Here is a 16,971-nt window from a genome sequence, read left to right as displayed (position 1 = left end):
GTCGCTAGGCTCGTGCACTTGTGCTCGGGCCAGGGACGGGAAGGGGAGTCGGGGGGATGCGGTTGTACGCGGCCGTGGCGGTGAGCGGCTTCCGGCGTTATGCGACATATCGGGTGGCGACGGTCGCGGGTGTGTTCACCAACACGGTCTTCGGCTTCATCGTGGCGTACACCTACATCGCGCTGTGGAGCCAGCGCCCGCACCTGGGCGGCTACACCGAGTCGCAGGCGCTGACGTTCGTGTGGATCAGCCAGGCGATGCTCATGACGATGGTGATGATGGGCGGCGGGTTCGAGGACGAGATGGTCGAGCGGATCCGCACCGGCGATGTGGCGATCGACCTCTACCGGCCGGCGGATCTCCAGCTGTGGTGGCTGGCCGCGGATCTGGGCCGGGCGGCCTTCCATCTGCTGGGGCGGGGTGTGGTGCCGATGGTGTGCGGCGCGCTCGCTTTTGATCTGACGCTGCCGACCGGGGCGCTGACCTGGCTTTTCTTCCTGGTGTCGGTGGTGCTGGGGGTCGTGGTCAGCTTCGCGATCCGTTTTCTGGTGGCGCTCAGTGCCTTCTGGCTGATGGACGGGGCCGGGGTGGCCCAGATCGCGTTTCTGTCGGGGATGTTCTTCTCCGGGTTGCTGCTGCCGCTGACGGTCTTCCCCGGGTGGCTCGGTGAGCTGGCCCGCGCGCTGCCGTGGTCGGCGTTGCTCCAGGTCCCGGCGGACATTTTTCTCGGGCGGCGCACCGGGGCCGGCCTGGTGACGGCGCTGGTGTTCCAGGCCGGGTGGGCGGTGGTGCTGCTCGGCGCCGGGCGGCTGTTCCAGTCGGCCGCGACCCGGAGGGTGGTGGTGCAGGGTGGTTGAGGGGATCCGGGCCTACGGGCTGATCGCCATGATGTGGGTGCGGTCGACGATGACCTACCGGGCGTCCTTCGTGATGACGGCGCTGGGCAACTTCATGGCGACCGTCTTCGACTTTGTCGTCATCCTGCTGATGTTCTCGCAGGTGCGGACGCTGGGCGGGTACACCCTCGCCGAGGTGGGTTTCCTGTACGGCACGACGAGTGCCGCGTTCGGCATCGCGGACCTGGTGATGGGCAATATGGACCGCCTCGGTCACAGGGTGCGGGACGGCACGCTCGACACGCTGCTGGTACGGCCGGTGCCGGTGCTGGCCCAGGCGGCCGCCGACAAGTTCGCGCTGCGGCGGCTGGGGCGGATCAGCCAGGGGGCGCTGGTGCTGGGGTGGTCGATGGCGCACCTGGAGATCGAGTGGACGCCGGTGAAGGTACTGCTGATGCCGGTGATGCTGCTCAGCGGGGCGGCCATCTTCTCGGCGGTGTTCGTCATCGGGGCCGCCTTCCAGTTCTGGGCCAGTGATGCCTCGGAGCTGCAGAACTCCTTCACGTACGGAGGCAACACGGTGCTCCAGTACCCGCCTTCGGTCTTCGGCAAGGAACTGGTGCGCGGGGTGACTTTCGTGGTCCCGCTGGCCTTTGTGAACTGGATGCCCGCGCTGCGGATCCTGGGCCGCCCGGACCCGCTGGGTCTGCCGGGGTGGGTGGACTTCGCCTCGCCGGTGGTGGCGGCCGGGTGCTGTGCGCTGGCGGGGGTGGCGTGGCGGGTGGGACTGAGGTCGTACCGGAGTACGGGGAGCTGAGCGGGCTGAGAGGGCTGAGAGGGAGTTGGCGTGGGCGACGTGATCATTGAACTGGACGGGGTCGAGAAGGTCTTCGACGTACGGCGCAGGGCGGGGCTGTTCCGGCGCGAGCGGAAGCAGGTGCGGGCGGTGGACGGCATCTCCTTCACCGTGCCGAGGGGCGAGATGGTCGGCTACATCGGGCCGAACGGCGCCGGGAAGTCGACAACGATCAAGATGCTGACCGGCATCCTGACGCCGAGCGGCGGGCGGCTGAGGGTCGCCGGGATCGACCCGTCCAGGGAGCGCACCCGGCTGGCGCGGCGGATCGGGGTGGTGTTCGGACAGCGGACCACCTTGTGGTGGGACCTGCCGCTGCGGGACTCGTACCAGCTGGTGCGGCGGATGTACCGGGTAGAGGACGCCCGGTTCAAGAAGAACCTCGCCCGGTGCGTCGACCTGCTGGATCTCGGGCCGCTGCTGGAGGTCCCGGTACGGCAGCTGTCGCTGGGACAGCGGATGCGCGGGGACATCGCGGCGGCGCTGCTGCACGATCCCGAGGTGCTGTATCTCGACGAGCCGACGATCGGGCTGGACGTGGTGAGCAAGGCGAAGGTGCGCGAGTTCCTGCAGACGGTGAACGCGGAGCAGGGGATGACTGTGCTGCTCACCACGCATGACCTGACGGACATCGAGCAGCTCTGCAAGCGGGTCATGGTCATCGACCACGGCAAGCTGATGTACGACGGCGGGTTGGAGGGCCTGCACGCGGTGGGCGAGAGCGAACGGACGCTGGTGGTCGACTTCGAGCGGGAGCTGCCGCCGGTTGCGGTGGCCGGCGTGCGCTGCGTACGGGTGGACGGGCCGAGGCAGTGGCTGGCGTTTCCGGCGACGGCGAGCGCGGCGCCGGTGGTGGCGGAGGTGGCGGCGCGGTTTCCGCTGGTGGACCTGTCGGTCCGGGAGCCGGCGATCGAGGAGGTGATCGCGCGCATGTACGGCGGCGAGCGTTTGCCGGTAGCCCGGCAGGGGTGACGGACGCCAGGTGCGGGCCGGTGGTCGGCGTTGTGCCCACTCTCCCCCATAGCCTTAAGGGCATGGGAGGTGCCCCCATCGCCCTGTGGCACGCCTGCCCACAACGTCGGCCAAATCCAGCCCGTCCGGCGTTTGGGGACTTGGGGGTCCCTCCCACGCCCGCCAGGGCGTAGAGGGCGGGTCTGGGGACGGAGCCCCCCACGCGGCGCCAGCCGCATATCGGCCGCAGCCAGGAAGGGGCGGGGTGGGGAAAAGCGCCGCAGGCCCGGCACCTGCACCGGGGGCTCAGCGCAGCGAACGTAGGGCCGCGTGCACCCGGTCGACCGCCGCGCGGGTCGTGGAGGCGTGCGCGGACAAGCGGACGGAGTCGGCCCGCACCGATGGGGTGACCCCGTGCTCGTGGAGGGCCTTGGCGACGTGGGCGGGATCGGTGTCCGGAAGGCGGAAGGAGAGGATCCCGGCGCGTTCGTGCCGGGCGAGCGGGGAGAGGATCTCGCCGCCATGAGCGCGGAGGGTGTCGGTGAGCTGGTCGATGCGGGTGGCGACACGGTCCTCGATGGCGGGGACGCCGACCCGCTCGACGAGTTCGAGGGCGGCGGCGAGGGCGGCCGCGGCGACGGGGCTGAGGTTGGTGATGCTCCAGCGTGCCGCGCCGGGCGCGACCGGGTGCTCGCGGTCGTCGAAGAGGGCGACGTCCTCGATGCCGGTCCAGCCGGTGAGGGTGGGCTGCAGGCGTTCGAGCGCACGGTCGGAGAGGGCGGCGAACCCGGTGCCCCAGCTGGCCCGTAGCCATTTCTGGCCGCCGGTGACGATCACGTCGGCCGCGGGCCACGGGAGGTCGGCGATGCCGAAGCCCTGGATGGCGTCGACGATGAGGAGCCGGTCGCCGATGACCTCGCGGATCGCGGCTAGATCGGCGCGGTAGCCCGTACGGAAGTCGACCGCGCTGAGCGATACGGCGCTGACGTCGTCGGTGAGGGCAGCGCGGATCGCTTCGGGGGTGGGCCGGCCGTCCAGCCAGCGGGGGACGGCCCGGCCGAGGGCGGCGGTGCGGCGCCAGGGGTAGTGGTTGGCGGGGAAGTCGCCGGAGGGTACGAGCACGGTGCCCTTGGCGAGCCCGAACGCGGCGTGGAAGAGGCCGGTGGAGGCGTTCGGCAGCAGTACTACGTGTTCACCGTCGGGGGCCGTGCCGGTCAGGCGCGCGGCGGCGGCGCGGGCGGCGGGGTCGGCGCGCATCAGGTCGTTGACAGTGGTGTGGTCGGCGTGGGCGGAGGCGGCCAGGGCCTCGGCGGTGGCGGTCAGGACGTCGCGGGAGGGCGGGCCGTAGCGGGCGAAGTCGAGATAGCCCTCGGGCTCGGTGAAGTGCCCGGCGTAGTCGGGCAGGCCGTGGTTGTTCATGGTCGTCCATGGTGCCGCTGATCCGGCGTGGCGGGGACACTGGGTGGGTGAAGCCGACGCAATCGCCCGTGACGACGCCCGTGACGACCGCGACGCCTGCGAGGGCGGCCATGACCTACAGCCCCGCCGATGAGCTGAAGCAACAGGGCGTACGCCGCATGAAGCTGATCGCGACCGGGTTCCTGCTGGCCGCGACCGTCGTCTACGTGCTGGCGAAGTGGGCGGAATCCTCCGGTGCCGGCGGTGCGTGGGCCGGGTATGTCGCGGCGGCGGCGGAGGCCGGGATGGTCGGCGCGTTGGCCGACTGGTTCGCGGTCACGGCGCTCTTCCGGCGGCCGTTGGGGCTGCCGATCCCGCATACGGCGATCATCCCGACGAAGAAGGATGTGCTGGGGCGCACCCTGGGGGACTTCGTCGGCGAGAACTTTCTCTCCGAGGCCGTGGTGCGGGCCCGGCTGCGGGCAGTGGGGATCGGCGCCCGGCTCGGCGCCTGGCTGGAGGTGCCCGAGCACGTCGACCGGGTCACCGAGCAGGCCGCCGCCGCCCTGCGGGGAACGCTTACGGTGCTGCGTGATTCCGATGTGCAGGCGATTGTCGGTGAGGCGATCTCCCGGCGGGCGGAGGCGCAGGAGATCGCGCCGGGCCTGGGCAGGATGCTGGAGCGGATAGTGGCGGACCAGGGGCATCGCGCGGTGGTGGACCTGGTCTGTGCCCGGGCCCACGACTGGCTCATCGAGCACGGTGCGTCGGTGATGGACGCGGTGCAGGGCGGCGCCCCCGGGTGGACCCCCCGGTTCATCGACCGCCGGGTCGGTGAGCGGGTGTATAAGGAGCTGGTGCGGTTCACGGCTGAGATTCGGGACATGCCGGAGCATCCGGCGCGCGGTGCGGTGGACCGCTTCCTGCGGGACTTCGCGACGGAGCTGCAGTCCGACCCGGATACGAGGGGGCGGGTGGAGCGGCTGAAGAAGGATGTCCTCGCCCGGGGTGAGGTGCAGGAGCTCATAGAGTCCGCGTGGGGCGCGGTGCGCGGCATGGTGGTCGCCGCCGCCGGGGACGAGCGCAGCGAGTTGCGGCTGCGGGCGCGGGCGTCGCTGATGTCGCTGGGGGCGCGGATGGCGGTGGACGCGCGGTTGCAGGAGAAGATGGACGGGTGGCTGGAGGACGCGGCGACGTATGTGGTGACGACGTACCGGGATGAGATCACGTCCTTGATCACGGACACCATCGCGGGGTGGGACGCGGATCAGACCTCGCGGAAGATCGAGGCGAATGTGGGGCGCGATCTGCAGTTCATCCGGATCAACGGCACCGTGGTGGGGGCGCTGGCGGGGCTGGTGATCTACACGGTGTCGCGGCTGGTGTCTTGAGGGCTCAGCGGATGCGGCCTATCGTGACGATATGACGGTTCGTCAGAAACGTCGTCCGGTGGCAGCCGCCCTCTGGGTCACCGCGGAGGCCGCGGTGACCTGTGGGGTCGTACTGCTGCTGCTCGTCGTGTACCAATTGTGGTGGACGAACCTGCGGGCGCATGCGGCGGCGCAGCGGCAGGTTGCCGCGCTGGAGCAGGCCTGGGGTCCTGCCCGGGCCGATACATCGGAGGAATCGCCGGGCTTGTCATCGCCTTCGGCGTCTTCTCCGGCGTCCTCCTCGGCGGCCGTCGCAGCGCCGCGTACCGGGCGGCCCCGCACATCGGCCGCGTACGCCGTGATCCGTATCCCGCGCATAGGGATCACCGCCCCCGTCGCCGAGGGCACCAGCAAGACGAAGATCCTCAACCACGGCTACGTCGGCCACTATCCGCGCACCGCCGAACCCGGCCAGGCCGGGAACTTCGCCCTCGCCGGGCACCGCAACACCCACGGTGAACCATTCCGCCACCTCGACCGGCTGCGGGTCGGCGACACTGTCGTCATCGAGACGGCGGCCGCCCGCTTCACCTACGCGGTGGAACGGATCGTGCCGCGTACGTCGGCGGCGGACGGGACCGTACTCGCGCCGGTGCCGTACAGCAGCGTCCATCCGCGGCAGCGGATGGACGGGCCCGGCTACTACCTCACGCTCACCACCTGTACCCCGGCGTTCACCTCCGAGTACCGGATGGTGGTGTGGGGGCGGCTGAAGGCCGCGTCCGAAAGGTGATCCGGGGTTGCGGGGGCGGGCACCGGCGGCGGAAGATCGGAAAGACGTCCGATGACCTTCCCGATTGATGGAGTGCCTTGTGAAGCTGCTGCGAGTCGGATCCGCCGGTGCCGAGCGCCCTGCCCTGCTGGACGCCGACGGCGTCCTGCGCGACCTGTCCGGCCTGGTGCCCGACATCGACGGTGCGCTGCTCGCCGATGAAGCCGCACTCGCCCGGGTGCGGGACGCCGAGGCCGGCGGCGCGCTGCCACGGCTGGACGGGGAGAGCCTGCGGGTCGGGGCGCCGCTCGGGCGGATCGGCAAGATCGTGTGCATCGGGCTCAACTACCACGACCACGCCACCGAGACCGGCGCGAAGATCCCTGCCGAGCCCATCCTGTTCATGAAGGCGCCGGACACAGTGGTCGGGCCCGATGACACCGTGCTGGTGCCGCGCGGCAGCGAGAAGACGGACTGGGAGGTCGAGCTCGCCGTCGTCATCGGCCGTACGGCTCGCTATCTGGAGTCGGAGGAAGCCGCGCTCGCCGCCGTGGCCGGCTATGCCATCGCCCACGACGTCTCGGAGCGCGCCTTCCAGATCGAGCGCGGCGGGCAATGGGACAAGGGCAAGAACTGCGAGACGTTCAACCCTCTCGGGCCGTGGCTCGTCACTGCCGACGAGGTTCCCGACCCCCAGGCGCTCGGGCTGCGGTTGTGGGTGAACGGCGAGCTGAAGCAGAACGGGACGACGGCCGAGCAGATCTTCCCGGTCGCGGAAGTCGTCCGGTACCTGAGCCAGTTCATGACGCTGTACCCCGGTGACGTCATCAACACCGGCACCCCGGCGGGGGTCGCGATGGGTCAGCCGGACCCCAAGCCGTATCTTCGGGCGGGGGACGTGGTGGAGCTGGAGATCGACGGGCTGGGGCGGCAGCGGCAGGCGTTCAAGTCGGCGTAGCGCTTGCGCCTGCGGCGGCCTTAGCTTAGAGGCCACGCGAATAGGTGGGGCGGCGTCGCGTGCCGATGGGCGGCGCCTGGCGGCGTTGTCGTCGGTCAACGAGTCCAAGCTCTCGGCTCCGCTCGAGCAGGGGGCAGCCCCATCGCGTCGCCTCGCCCCCAGCCTTCGGCCGGGAAGTGCCCCACCCCCAGCTACCTCCCCCAGCCTTCGGCCGGGAGGTGCCCCCACCTTCCTCCACCCCACCTATTCGCGCGGCCCTCTTATGCGGGTTCTTCGTGCCCCGCCCACCTGCGCGGTGGGCGGGCAGGAGCGCGTCTGCTGTGGGCGGCGTGCCGCCTCAGATGGTGGACGTCGGCGATGGCGACTCCGGCACCTGCTCCGGCTTGGCCTCCCGGCGGCTGAGCCAGTAGCTGATAGGGACGCACAGGATCCACCAGTACTTCGCCGCGCTGGGAGAGATCAGGGTTATAGGCAGGGAGGTGCCGAAGACCGCCACGACCACCGCCGTCTCCCGTATCGGCTGCAGGATCTGCCCGCGTGGCACATGGGGATGACACAGTTCGGGCCGCCTGTGGAGGTGGACCGCCATCGCCATGATCAGCAGGGCGGCCAGGGCGATCGTCCCGGCGTACACCGACGTCGCGATCGCACTGCTGCCGTATCCGCTGATGAGCTTGGTCGGGAACGGCAGGGCGGCGACGACGGCCAGCAGAGCGAGGTCGAGGCGCAGAAGCCAGCGATCCAGTTGTCTGACCATGCTGAACAGGCGGTGGTGGGAGATCCACTGCAGACCGATGACGACGAAGCTGAGGAGATACCCGCCGACGGACGGGAGCGCCTCTTTAAGGGCATGGCCGAATTCTCCCGAAGGCAGCCCTTCGGGAACGGTCATGTCAAGGGCGAGCAGGGTGATCGCGATAGCGAAGACGGCGTCCGCGAACGACTGCATGCGCTCGACATTGATCCCGAGGCTGTGGGTAGATCTCACCGTTGAAGTTTGGCCGCTCATGAGTTGTTGTCAATACCGGTGATCAACTGACCGCCGATCAGAGTGCAATCGTGCGGCCCTCGCCGGCGGAAACGCGCGCCGCCTCCAGGACGTCGAGTGCGGCGGCGGCCTCCAGAGCGGTGACCGGGGACGGGGTGCCGTCCCGGAGGGCGCGGGCGATGGCGGCGTAGTAGGCGGGGTAGTCGCCGGGGAGGGTCGGGACGGGCCGGGTGGAGTCGCCGGCGCCGAGGTGGCCCCAGGCAGAGGGGGGCTCGGTGCCCCAGCCGGGGGAGCCGGGGCCGGGGCGCAGACCGTCGCGGAGCGCGGCTTCCTGGGGGTCGAGGCCGTACTTGACGTACCCGGCGGCGCTGCCGAGCGCACGGAAGCGGGGGCCGAGCAGCGCGGTGGTGGCGCTCATCCACAGATGGGACCGCACGCCGCCGGCATGGGTGAGGGCGATGAAGGAGTCGTCGTCGACCTCCGCACCCGGGCGGCGGATGTCGACCTCGGCGTAGACCTGGAGAGCCGGCCCGAAGAGGGTGAGCGCCTGGTCGACGAGGTGGCTGCCGAGGTCGTAGAGCAGTCCGCCGATCTCCTCGGGGTCGCCGGACTCCCGCCAGCCGCCCTTGGGCTGCGGCCGCCACCTTTCGAAGCGGGACTCGAAGCGCTGTACGGTGCCGAGTTCACCGGCGTCGATCAGCGAGCGCAGGGTGCGGAAGTCGTTGTCCCAGCGGCGGTTCTGGAAGACGGAGAGCAGCAGTCCGCGCTCCTGCGCGAGGGCGGCCAGCGCGCGTGCCTCGGCGGCGGTCCCGGCGAGCGGTTTGTCGACGACGACGGGGAGCCCGGCCTCGAGGGCGGCCGTGGCGAGCGGCACATGGGTGCGGTTGGGGGAGGCGATGACGATCAGGTCGAGCTCGGCGGCGCGCGGCCACAGGTCGTCGGGGGAGGCGACGGTGGTGACGTCCGGGAATTCCTTGACGGGGCGGGAAGTGACGACCGTGTCGAGGACCAGGCCCTCGGTCGCGGCGATCAGGGGCGCGTGGAAGACCGAGCCGGCCAGGCCGTATCCGATGAGGCCTACGCGGAGAGGGGTGCGAGGGGTGCTCGGTGTGCCGGGAGTGCTCATGGCTCCCACTTAAGCAACGCTGTTGCCAAAGTGCAAGAATTGTCCACGTGAACCTTCTCGCGCTGCGCAGCCACAACGCCGCCGCCGTGCTGTCCCTGCTCCGAGCGGCACCGGACGGCATGACCCGGCTGGAACTGGCCGAGCGCACCGGCCTCACCCCGCAGGCCGTCAGCAAGATCACCGCCCGGCTGCGCGCCGAGGGCCTGGTCGACGAGGCCGGCCGCACCGCCTCCACCGGCGGCAAGCCCCGCACCCTGCTGCGGCTGGCCCGCCACGCGCGATACGCCGCCGGTGCGTACCTGGACCGCGATGAGCTGACGGTGGTCCTGGCCGACCTCGCGGGCGGGATCGTCGACATCCGTACGTCGCCCCCCGGCGATACCGACGTGCTGGAAGCGTTGGCAGGCGCCGTGCGCGCCGTAGCCACCGGGGCGGTGCTCGGCGTCGGGGTCGCCGCCCCCGGGCCGTTGGGCCACGAGTCGGGCGTGCTGGGCCGGGTCACCGGCTTCCCGCAATGGGAGGGCATGCCGCTGCGCGCCGCGCTCACCGCCGCGCTCGGCCTGCCGGTGGTGCTGGACAAGGACACCAACGCGGCGGCCCTGGCGGTGCGGGGCACCACCCGCGACTCCTTCGCGTACCTCCACCTCGGTACGGGACTGGGCGCGGGCCTCGTCCTGGACGGCGCCCTCCACCGGGGGCGCCGCACCGGCGCCGGTGAATTCGGCCACCAGGCCGTCCGGCTGGACGGTCCGCTCTGCGTCTGCGGCAACCACGGCTGCCTGGAGGCGCTCTGCCTGGAGGCGGTTCGAGCAGGCGACCCAGCGGGCGCTGCCCGGCTGCTCGGAGTCGGCGCCGCGAACCTCGTCGCGCTCCTCGACATCGACCGGGTGGTGCTGGGCGGCCGCACCGTACTGGCCGATCCGGCGCTGTTCGTCCACGAGGTCGCGGCGGTCGTGCGGCAGCGGACCGGGCGGCCACTGCCGGTCTCGGCCGCCCCCGGCGGCTCCCGGACGGTGGCGGAAGGCGCGGCAGCCCTCGTCCTGGGGCGGTTCTTCGGCGGCGGGAAGGATGGCGGGGAAGGCTCCGCGTTGCGCTGATCGGCTGGGATCCCGGCGGCGGGCGGTGATACGCGGCTGTGCCGTACGCGGCGGCGGGGACGTATTCATGGGATCTTCGTATCTTATGAAGGTATACGCCGCTTTTGTTCTCACCGCTGCCGCGCTCGCCGCGAACTGCGCGCCCGCCGCCGGGCAGGATTTCCCCGTGCGTGCCCGGCTGCACGGCGGCCCCGCCGAGTACACCGCCGGAGGCGCGCCGCGCGCCTTCGCCCTCGACCTCGCCAATGCCACCGGGGCCGACCGCCGCGAGGTGCACGCTGTCGTCATGCTCATCGACGACCGGCGCGCCCTCTTCCCGGCGCAGATCGCCATGGAGTACGCGGACGGGGCCGGCGACTGGCACCCAGTGTCCTTCGAGCACACCGACAACGATGAGAACGTCGCCGTCCTCGGCGGCGAGAACGGCCCCGGCACCGTTGTGCCGGCGCGCGCCACCGTGACCGTAAGGCTGCGGCTGCGCTTCGCCCCCGGCACGCCCGCCGGCCGCGTTACGGCCTCCGCTACGGTCATGCAGCGCAAGGGCGATGACGGCGACTGGGTCGGCGAGTCCGACCCGTACGCCTTCCGCACCCTCCCCGCTGCCCCAACGGGGCACGCGCCCTGGGCCCATGCTCCGACGGCGACGACGGCGACGACGGCGACGACGGCTCCGACGGCTTCCACGGCAACGACGGCTTCCATGCCGCCCACGGCTTCGGCAGCGCCCAAGGCTCCCGCGTCGCCCACCACTTCGACGCCGCCCGTGTCGCGCACGGCCCCCGCGCTTGCCGCCACCGGCGCCCACCGTCCCCCGGCCGGCCCCTTGTCCACCGCCGGGGCGCTGCTCCTCGCCGGGGGCGTGCTGCTGCTCGCCGCCCGGCGCCGAAAGCCGCGGCGGTCGCGCAGGCGGGGCGGCCGTCCGGACGACGGACCGCGACGGGGGAGCGGAGCACGCACGGCATAGGCTGGAGATCGCGCCGTACGGCAGACAGGAGACCGGGACCGTGTCGAACCGCAAGCCGATCGAATCGTGGCTCACGGACATGGATGGGGTGTTGATCCATGAAGGCACGCCGATTCCCGGAGCGGACGCCTTCATAAAACGCCTCCGGGAATCCGGGAAGCCGTTCCTCGTCCTCACCAACAACTCGATCTACACCCCCCGGGACCTGCACGCGCGCCTCAACCGCATGGGTTTGGAGGTGCCGGTCGAGTCGATCTGGACCTCGGCGCTGGCGACCGCCCGTTTCCTGGACGAGCAGCGCCCCGGCGGCACGGCCTATGTCATCGGGGAGGCGGGGCTGACGACCGCGCTGCACGACATCGGTTACATCCTGACGGACGTGGAGCCGGATTACGTCGTCCTCGGCGAGACCCGGACGTACAGCTTCGAGGCGCTGACGAAGGCGATCCGGTTGATCAACGGTGGCGCGCGGTTCATCGCCACCAACCCCGACGAGACGGGCCCGTCGCCGGAGGGTGTGCTGCCGGCCACCGGGTCGGTCGCGGCTCTGATCACGAAGGCGACGGGCAAGGATCCGTACTTCGTCGGGAAGCCCAATCCGCTGATGATGCGGGCCGGGCTGAATGTGATCGGGGCGCACTCGGAGACGAGCGCGATGATCGGCGACCGGATGGACACGGATGTCCTGGCCGGCCTGGAGGTCGGCATGACCACGATGCTGGTGCTGACCGGGCTGACGAAGTTGCCGGACATCGACCGGTATCCGTTCCGGCCGTCGCGGGTCGTGAACTCGATCGCGGACCTCGTCGAGGAGATCTGACCCGTCCGGATCGGCACGCTGCGGAGTCGTCCGGTTACGCATCTGACCCGTACGGAGCAACATGGCGTGCGGTGGAGCCGCCGCGAAGGGACCTTCGAAATACCGGGTCGTGAGCCCGGGTGAGTGGAGGTTCACATCATGGGTTCTGTCAGACGACTCCCCCCGGCCGCCGCTTCCGCCGTTGCGGCCACTGCCACGGCCGTGCTGATCGCGCTGGGCGGGACCGCCGGTCCCGCGGCCGCCGCCGCGGCGGGCGCCGGCGGTGAGCCGGTGACGGTCAAGCCGACCCAGATCCGGCCCGGGGGAGACCTGGAAATCCGTACGCGGTCGTGCGGCACGGCCAGGACCGGCACCGTGATCTCGACGGCGTTCGTGACAGAGGTGGCACTGGCGCCGGCGGCGGACGGCGGGCTGCACGGGTCGGCCGTGGTCGGCTCCGGCACCAGGGCCGGGACGTACCCGGTCTCGATCTCGTGCAACGGCAACCCGAGGGCCGCCGAGGGCAAGCTCACCGTCATGGAGCGGGAGCAGGGCCAGCAGGCCGCCGGGCAGCCGCAGGGCGCCGGTCCGCAGCAGGATCCCGGGCAGCCGCAGGGCGCCGCGCCGCAGCAGGATCCCGGGCAGCCGCAGGCCGCCGGTCCGCAGCAGGATCCCGGGCAGCCGCAGGCCGCCGGTCCGCAGCAGGATCCCGGGCAGCCGCAGGGCGCCGGTCCGCAGCAGGACCCTGGGCAGCCGCTGGCGAACGGTCCGCAGCAAGATCCCGGGCAGCCGGCGGTGAAGGGGCAGCCGCAGGATCCTGGGCAGCAGCAGTCCGGCCAGCAGCCCGGCGGCGGCGTCGGCTTCGGCTTCCAGACCCCGGTGGCCCCGGTGCACGCCGGCGGCGGCGGGACGGCGCCGCTGGCCGCGGAGGACGGCGCGACATCGGACAGCGCTCGTGTCCCCGGGCTGGTGGCGGCGGGGGTGCTGATCATGGCGGGCGTGGCCGGGTTGATGCTGCACCGGCGGCGCGGCGGCAGCCAGGACTGACGACGGTGAACAGGCGACAGGGCGCGGCCATCGTGGCCGGGCTGGTGCTCTTCGTGGCATGGCTGCACGGATACGTCGATTTCGGCGCCGGCGCGGCACCGCGCGGTACGCCCGCCCGGAGTGACCGCCCCGCACATGTCTACGGGGCCCATGTGCCGCTGTCGACCGCCCGCCCGCTCCGCGTCGACATTCCGTCGATCGGGGTGCACGCGCCGATCGTGGCCAGAGGCCTGGACAGCGCGGGCGGGGTCGACCCGCCCCCGTACACGACCCCCGAAGTGGCCGGCTGGTGGGGTGCCGGGCCGGCCCCCGGTGCCAAGGGCGCCGCGCTCCTTGTCGGCCACGTCGACACCCCCACCAGGCCCGCCGTCTTCTACGGCCTGAGCAGCGTCGCCCGGGGGGCGCTGGTGGAGGTCACCCGTTCCGACGGCACGGTCGCGGAGTTCATGGTGGAGGGTGTCGAGGTCGTCGACAAGGCGGGTTTCCGCGCAGATCGGGTCTACGGCTCCGACGGTCGTCCGGAGCTCCGGCTCATCACATGTGGTGGCACGTTCGACCGGGTGAAGCGGGAGTACTCGGCGAATGTCGTGGTCTTCGCGGCGCTCACGGGAACGCGCCTGGCGTAGCGCCGGGGCCGGGCCGGGCCGGACGCCTGCGGCGCTTTCCCCTCCCCGCCCCTTCCCGGCTGCGTCCGATTTGCGGCTGGCGCCGCGGGGGGCTCCGCCCCGGACCCGCCCCCTACGCCCTGCGGGCGTGGGGGGACCCCCAGTCCTCAAACGCCGGACGGGCTGGATAGTGCGACCGTTGTGGGCAGGCGTGCCGCAGGGCGATGGGGCACCTCCCATGCATGCCCTTAAGGCTGTGGGGGAGGGCGGGCACAACACCGGCCACCGGCCCGCACATGACAGCGACCCGGACCCGGCGGGCGCCGGTCAGCCCAGCGCGGCCTGCATCATGGACTTGGCGATCGGCGCAGCCAGACCGTTGCCGCTGACCTCGGAGCGGGCGGCGTTGGACTGTTCGACGACGACCGCGACCGCGACCTGCTTGCCGTTGGAGGCCTTGGCGTACGAGACGAACCACGCGTAGGGCGTGCCGCTGTTGTTGACGCCGTTCTGGGCGGTGCCGGTCTTGCCGCCGACCTCGACGCCGTTGATCTGGGCGTTCGTACCGGTGCCGTGCTGGACGACGTTGACCATCGCCTGCTGGAGCTGCTTGGCGGTGGCGGCGCTGACCACACGGGTGGTTTTGCCGTCCGGGTAGCTCTTGACCGTCTTGCCGTTCCCGTCGACGACCTTGGAGACCATGTGCGGGCTCGCCAGCTGGCCGCCGCCTGCGATGGCCGAGGCGACCATGGCCATCTGGAGGGGGGTGGCGGTGTCGTCGAACTGGCCGATGCCGGAGAGCGCGGTCTGCGGCTGGTCCATGCCGGTGGGGTAGTTGCTCGTGGCGGCGCGGACCGGTATGTCGAGGTTGCCGGCGTTGAAGCCGAACTTCTCGGCGGTCTTGCGCACCTTGTCCTGGCCGAGGGTGACGGCGAGCTTCGCGAAGACGGTGTTGCAGCTGTACTGGAGCGCCGTCTGGATGCTGGCGTTCTGGCAGGGCGCGGCGGTGTTCTCGTTGGTGATGGGGGTTGTGGTGCCGGGGGCGGTGTAGGGGCTGGGGCTCTGGGTCTTCTGCGTCACCGAGGTGTAGAGCCCGTTCTCCAGGGCGGACGCGGCGACGACGAGCTTGAAGGCCGAGCCGGGCGGGTACGCCTGGCGCAGTGCCCGGTTGAGCATCGGCTGGGCTGTGGAGCCGCTGAGAGCGGACCATGCCTGGGCGTCGGAGGATGAGCCGCCGGCGATGGTGGAGGGGTCGTACGAGGGGGTCGAGGCCACCGCGAGGATCTGCCCGGTGGCCGGGTCGATGGCGACGGCGGCGCCCTTCTTGGAGCCGAGGCCGGAGTAGGCCGCTTTCTGGACGGCGGGGTTGATGGTGGTGACGACATCGCCGGGCTTGCTGGTCTGCCCGGTCAGGGTGGCGTAAACGCTCTTGAGGCCGGTGTCGGTGCCGTCCAGGACGGACTGGTAGATGCCTTCGAGCTGGGTGGCGCCGTAGACCTGGGAGCTGTACCCGGTGACGGCGGAGTAGAGCGGGCCGTCGGTGTACGTCCGCTGGTACTTCAGGTCGCCGTTGGACGCGCGCTTGGAGCCGGTCACCGCCTTTCCGGCCACGATGATGTCACCGAGCGGGTGCGCGTACAGCGCGATGATGTTCCGCCGGTTGTTCAGGCTTTCTGCGAGTGCCTTGCTGTCCACCGCCTGCACCCAGGTGACCCTTACCAGAAGGGAGATCACCAGGAGAAAGCAGAAGAGAGAGACCCGCCTGATCGTCTTATTCATCCCACCGAGGGAAACGGCGAACAGGTATGTGATGGTTCCTACAGTTGAGCACAGGTTTCCCACCGGCCCGCAATGAGCCGTTATGTTCGTTCAATGACCAAATCCCGTCGTAACCCGGTCGTCAGGGTCCTGAGAGTCCTGGAGACCCAGGTACTGGGCCGACGGGGCATGACACTGCCGCTCGTCGCCATGGCGTTCATCTGCTCCCTCGACGTCATGCTGAGCAGGGACCGCTACATCACCCCGGTCCTGGTCGTCGCCCCGGCGCTGGCGGCGCTCACCACCACCTGGCGGCGCACCCTGGTTGTCGGGGCCATTGGGCTGCTGGCCCGGCTCGCCCTCGCGCCGCACGATGGCGTCCTGGGGGCGGCCGGGCGTCCGCTGTTCGCGGGGCAGATGATCGGCTATGTGCTGGTGTCGCTCTTCAGCGCGTACATTTCCTGGCGGGCCGAGACCGGGCGGCGGGCCTTCGCCGTGGTCACCTCGGTGGCCGAGGCCGCCCAGCTGGCCCTGCTGCGGCCACCGGGACCGCAGGTCGGTGACATACGGCTGGCCATCCGCTACGTGTCGGCCCAGCACGCCGCCCAGATCGGCGGCGATCTCTATGCGGTGCTCGACACTCCGTACGGCGTGCGGGCGCTGGTTGCCGATGTCCGGGGCAAGGGGCTGGACGCGGTGCATACAGCCGGGGTGGCGCTGGGCGCCTTCCGTGAGGCGGCGTATGACGAGGAGCTCCTGACCAGGGTCGCCGAACGGGTGGACGCGAGCGTGACCCGCCATTTGGACGAGGGGGAGTTCGCGACCGCGCTCTTTCTGGAGTTCCGGGAGCCCGGCACTCTCGAGCTGCTCCACTACGGCCATGTGGCCGCTCTGCGGGTCGGCGCCGACGGGAAGGTGGCGGTGCTCGATCCGCCCGACCCGTGGTTGCCACTGGGCCTGTCGTCGTACGCCGAGGGGGCACCGAAGACGTGGACCGAGTCCTTCGGTCCGGATGATGTGCTCGTACTGCATACGGACGGGGTGATCGAGGCGCGGGGCGCGGTCGACGGCTCCTCCTTCTATCCGCTCCTCGAACGGGTCGGGTCGCTGGTCGCGGATTCGGCGCCGGACCTGGAGGCCGCCGTGGGCCAGATCTACGCCGATCTGCTGCTGCACACGGGCGGCACGCTCTGCGACGACGCGCTGCTGCTGCTCCTCGCCCACTCCTGAGAGTGCCCGCACGGCGCCGGAAACCGCCGCAAACCAGACACAAGATCATCGAAAATCTGTATTAATTTGCCCATATGATTAGTTAATAGCTTGTTTCGCATCTTGTGATCAAGGCGAGCATTCGGTGAAGCTTGGGCAGCGGCACACGTATGCGCCGAAGTGCCCGATACCATTTCATCTGGTAACTCTTCGGGTGGAATCAGTGTCTTGAGCACC

Annotated in this window: 16 protein-coding genes; 12 read left to right on the top strand and 4 right to left on the bottom strand. The window is 70.9% G+C overall.

Translation table 11 applies throughout. The annotated features are described in order from the left end of the window. Positions 1-56 precede the first annotated feature (56 nt). Genes FCI23_RS01745 through FCI23_RS01735 form a run of 3 tightly spaced genes read left to right on the top strand, consistent with a single transcriptional unit; the run spans position 57 to position 2,664 of the window. Entirely contained in the window at positions 57-857 is an 801-nt protein-coding gene (locus FCI23_RS01745; RefSeq protein ID WP_136721600.1) for an ABC transporter permease, read from the top strand. A 28-nt stretch (positions 858-885) separates the two neighbouring features. Next, the gene (locus FCI23_RS01740; RefSeq protein WP_136721723.1) at positions 886-1,653 is read left to right on the top strand and encodes an ABC transporter permease; all 768 of its coding nucleotides are present in this window, start codon (positions 886-888) and stop codon (positions 1,651-1,653) included. Between the two features lie 30 nt (positions 1,654-1,683). Then, on the top strand, positions 1,684-2,664 hold the full coding sequence (locus FCI23_RS01735) for an ABC transporter ATP-binding protein (RefSeq protein WP_136721599.1): 981 nt from the start codon (positions 1,684-1,686) through the stop codon (positions 2,662-2,664). 285 nt (positions 2,665-2,949) lie between these two features. Here FCI23_RS01735 and FCI23_RS01730 read toward each other — a convergent pair whose 3' ends face one another. Then, positions 2,950-4,062, bottom strand: a complete 1,113-nt coding sequence (locus FCI23_RS01730) for an aminotransferase class V-fold PLP-dependent enzyme (protein WP_136721598.1) — start codon at positions 4,060-4,062, stop codon at positions 2,950-2,952. Between the two features lie 110 nt (positions 4,063-4,172). On the opposite strand from FCI23_RS01730, the gene FCI23_RS01725 reads away from it, so the two are divergent. The 3 genes from FCI23_RS01725 (at position 4,173) to FCI23_RS01715 (ending at position 7,141) form a co-directional block, all read left to right on the top strand. Then, positions 4,173-5,432, top strand: a complete 1,260-nt coding sequence (locus FCI23_RS01725) for a DUF445 domain-containing protein (RefSeq protein WP_136721597.1) — start codon at positions 4,173-4,175, stop codon at positions 5,430-5,432. A gap of 31 nt (positions 5,433-5,463) precedes the next feature. Then, positions 5,464-6,204: a class E sortase gene (locus tag FCI23_RS01720; RefSeq protein ID WP_136721596.1), complete on the top strand. Its 741-nt coding sequence runs from the start codon at positions 5,464-5,466 to the stop codon at positions 6,202-6,204. Positions 6,205-6,283: 79 nt separating this feature from the next. Beyond that, positions 6,284-7,141 carry a fumarylacetoacetate hydrolase family protein gene (locus FCI23_RS01715; protein ID WP_136721595.1) on the top strand — a complete coding sequence of 286 codons (858 nt, stop codon included), beginning with the start codon at positions 6,284-6,286 and terminating at the stop codon, positions 7,139-7,141. Positions 7,142-7,478: 337 nt separating this feature from the next. On the opposite strand, the gene FCI23_RS01710 is transcribed toward FCI23_RS01715, so the two are convergent. Beyond that, positions 7,479-8,129 carry a TMEM175 family protein gene (locus tag FCI23_RS01710; RefSeq protein ID WP_136721594.1) on the bottom strand — a complete coding sequence of 217 codons (651 nt, stop codon included), beginning with the start codon at positions 8,127-8,129 and terminating at the stop codon, positions 7,479-7,481. A gap of 58 nt (positions 8,130-8,187) precedes the next feature. Then, a complete protein-coding gene (locus FCI23_RS01705; RefSeq protein ID WP_136721593.1) occupies positions 8,188-9,255 on the bottom strand; it encodes a Gfo/Idh/MocA family protein in 1,068 nt (355 codons plus the stop codon). A gap of 47 nt (positions 9,256-9,302) precedes the next feature. Here FCI23_RS01705 and FCI23_RS01700 point away from each other — a divergent pair, with 47 nt between their 5' ends. The 5 genes from FCI23_RS01700 to FCI23_RS01680 all read left to right on the top strand — a co-directional run bounded on the left by FCI23_RS01700 (position 9,303) and on the right by FCI23_RS01680 (position 13,788). Then, entirely contained in the window at positions 9,303-10,352 is a 1,050-nt protein-coding gene (locus FCI23_RS01700; protein WP_136721592.1) for an ROK family protein, read from the top strand. Between the two features lie 85 nt (positions 10,353-10,437). Then, on the top strand, positions 10,438-11,316 hold the full coding sequence (locus FCI23_RS01695; RefSeq protein WP_136721591.1) for a hypothetical protein: 879 nt from the start codon (positions 10,438-10,440) through the stop codon (positions 11,314-11,316). 40 nt (positions 11,317-11,356) lie between these two features. Beyond that, positions 11,357-12,136: an HAD-IIA family hydrolase gene (locus FCI23_RS01690; RefSeq protein ID WP_136721590.1), complete on the top strand. Its 780-nt coding sequence runs from the start codon at positions 11,357-11,359 to the stop codon at positions 12,134-12,136. A 138-nt stretch (positions 12,137-12,274) separates the two neighbouring features. Beyond that, complete coding sequence (locus FCI23_RS56100) at positions 12,275-13,162, top strand: hypothetical protein (RefSeq protein WP_169316635.1); 888 nt, start codon at positions 12,275-12,277, stop codon at positions 13,160-13,162. Between the two features lie 5 nt (positions 13,163-13,167). Continuing rightward, positions 13,168-13,788 carry a class F sortase gene (locus FCI23_RS01680; RefSeq protein WP_246143208.1) on the top strand — a complete coding sequence of 207 codons (621 nt, stop codon included), beginning with the start codon at positions 13,168-13,170 and terminating at the stop codon, positions 13,786-13,788. Positions 13,789-14,094: 306 nt separating this feature from the next. Here the strand turns inward: FCI23_RS01680 and FCI23_RS01675 are convergent, their stop codons facing one another. After that, positions 14,095-15,546 (bottom strand): penicillin-binding transpeptidase domain-containing protein, encoded by a 1,452-nt coding sequence (locus FCI23_RS01675; protein WP_136721588.1) that lies wholly within the window; start codon positions 15,544-15,546, stop codon positions 14,095-14,097. Between the two features lie 93 nt (positions 15,547-15,639). Here FCI23_RS01675 and FCI23_RS01670 point away from each other — a divergent pair, with 93 nt between their 5' ends. Beyond that, on the top strand, positions 15,640-16,755 hold the full coding sequence (locus tag FCI23_RS01670) for a PP2C family protein-serine/threonine phosphatase (protein ID WP_136721587.1): 1,116 nt from the start codon (positions 15,640-15,642) through the stop codon (positions 16,753-16,755). Positions 16,756-16,971: the final 216 nt, after the last annotated feature.

This window comes from Actinacidiphila oryziradicis, assembly GCF_005047355.1.
Lineage (GTDB): Bacteria > Actinomycetota > Actinomycetes > Streptomycetales > Streptomycetaceae > Actinacidiphila > Actinacidiphila oryziradicis.
The sequence above is the reverse complement of the archived record's forward strand: the minus strand, read 5'-3'. Positions and strand labels throughout refer to the sequence as shown.

Coding starts and splice junctions, on each gene's coding strand:
- FCI23_RS01705 (WP_136721593.1), bottom strand. CDS start 9,255: ATGAGCACTCCCGGCACACCGAGCACCCCTCGCACCCCTCTCCGCGTA.
- FCI23_RS01745 (WP_136721600.1), top strand. CDS start 57: ATGCGGTTGTACGCGGCCGTGGCGGTGAGCGGCTTCCGGCGTTATGCG.
- FCI23_RS01725 (WP_136721597.1), top strand. CDS start 4,173: ATGACCTACAGCCCCGCCGATGAGCTGAAGCAACAGGGCGTACGCCGC.
- FCI23_RS01730 (WP_136721598.1), bottom strand. CDS start 4,062: ATGAACAACCACGGCCTGCCCGACTACGCCGGGCACTTCACCGAGCCC.
- FCI23_RS01670 (WP_136721587.1), top strand. CDS start 15,640: ATGACCAAATCCCGTCGTAACCCGGTCGTCAGGGTCCTGAGAGTCCTG.
- FCI23_RS01740 (WP_136721723.1), top strand. CDS start 886: ATGATGTGGGTGCGGTCGACGATGACCTACCGGGCGTCCTTCGTGATG.
- FCI23_RS01720 (WP_136721596.1), top strand. CDS start 5,464: ATGACGGTTCGTCAGAAACGTCGTCCGGTGGCAGCCGCCCTCTGGGTC.
- FCI23_RS56100 (WP_169316635.1), top strand. CDS start 12,275: ATGGGTTCTGTCAGACGACTCCCCCCGGCCGCCGCTTCCGCCGTTGCG.
- FCI23_RS01675 (WP_136721588.1), bottom strand. CDS start 15,546: ATGAATAAGACGATCAGGCGGGTCTCTCTCTTCTGCTTTCTCCTGGTG.
- FCI23_RS01695 (WP_136721591.1), top strand. CDS start 10,438: ATGAAGGTATACGCCGCTTTTGTTCTCACCGCTGCCGCGCTCGCCGCG.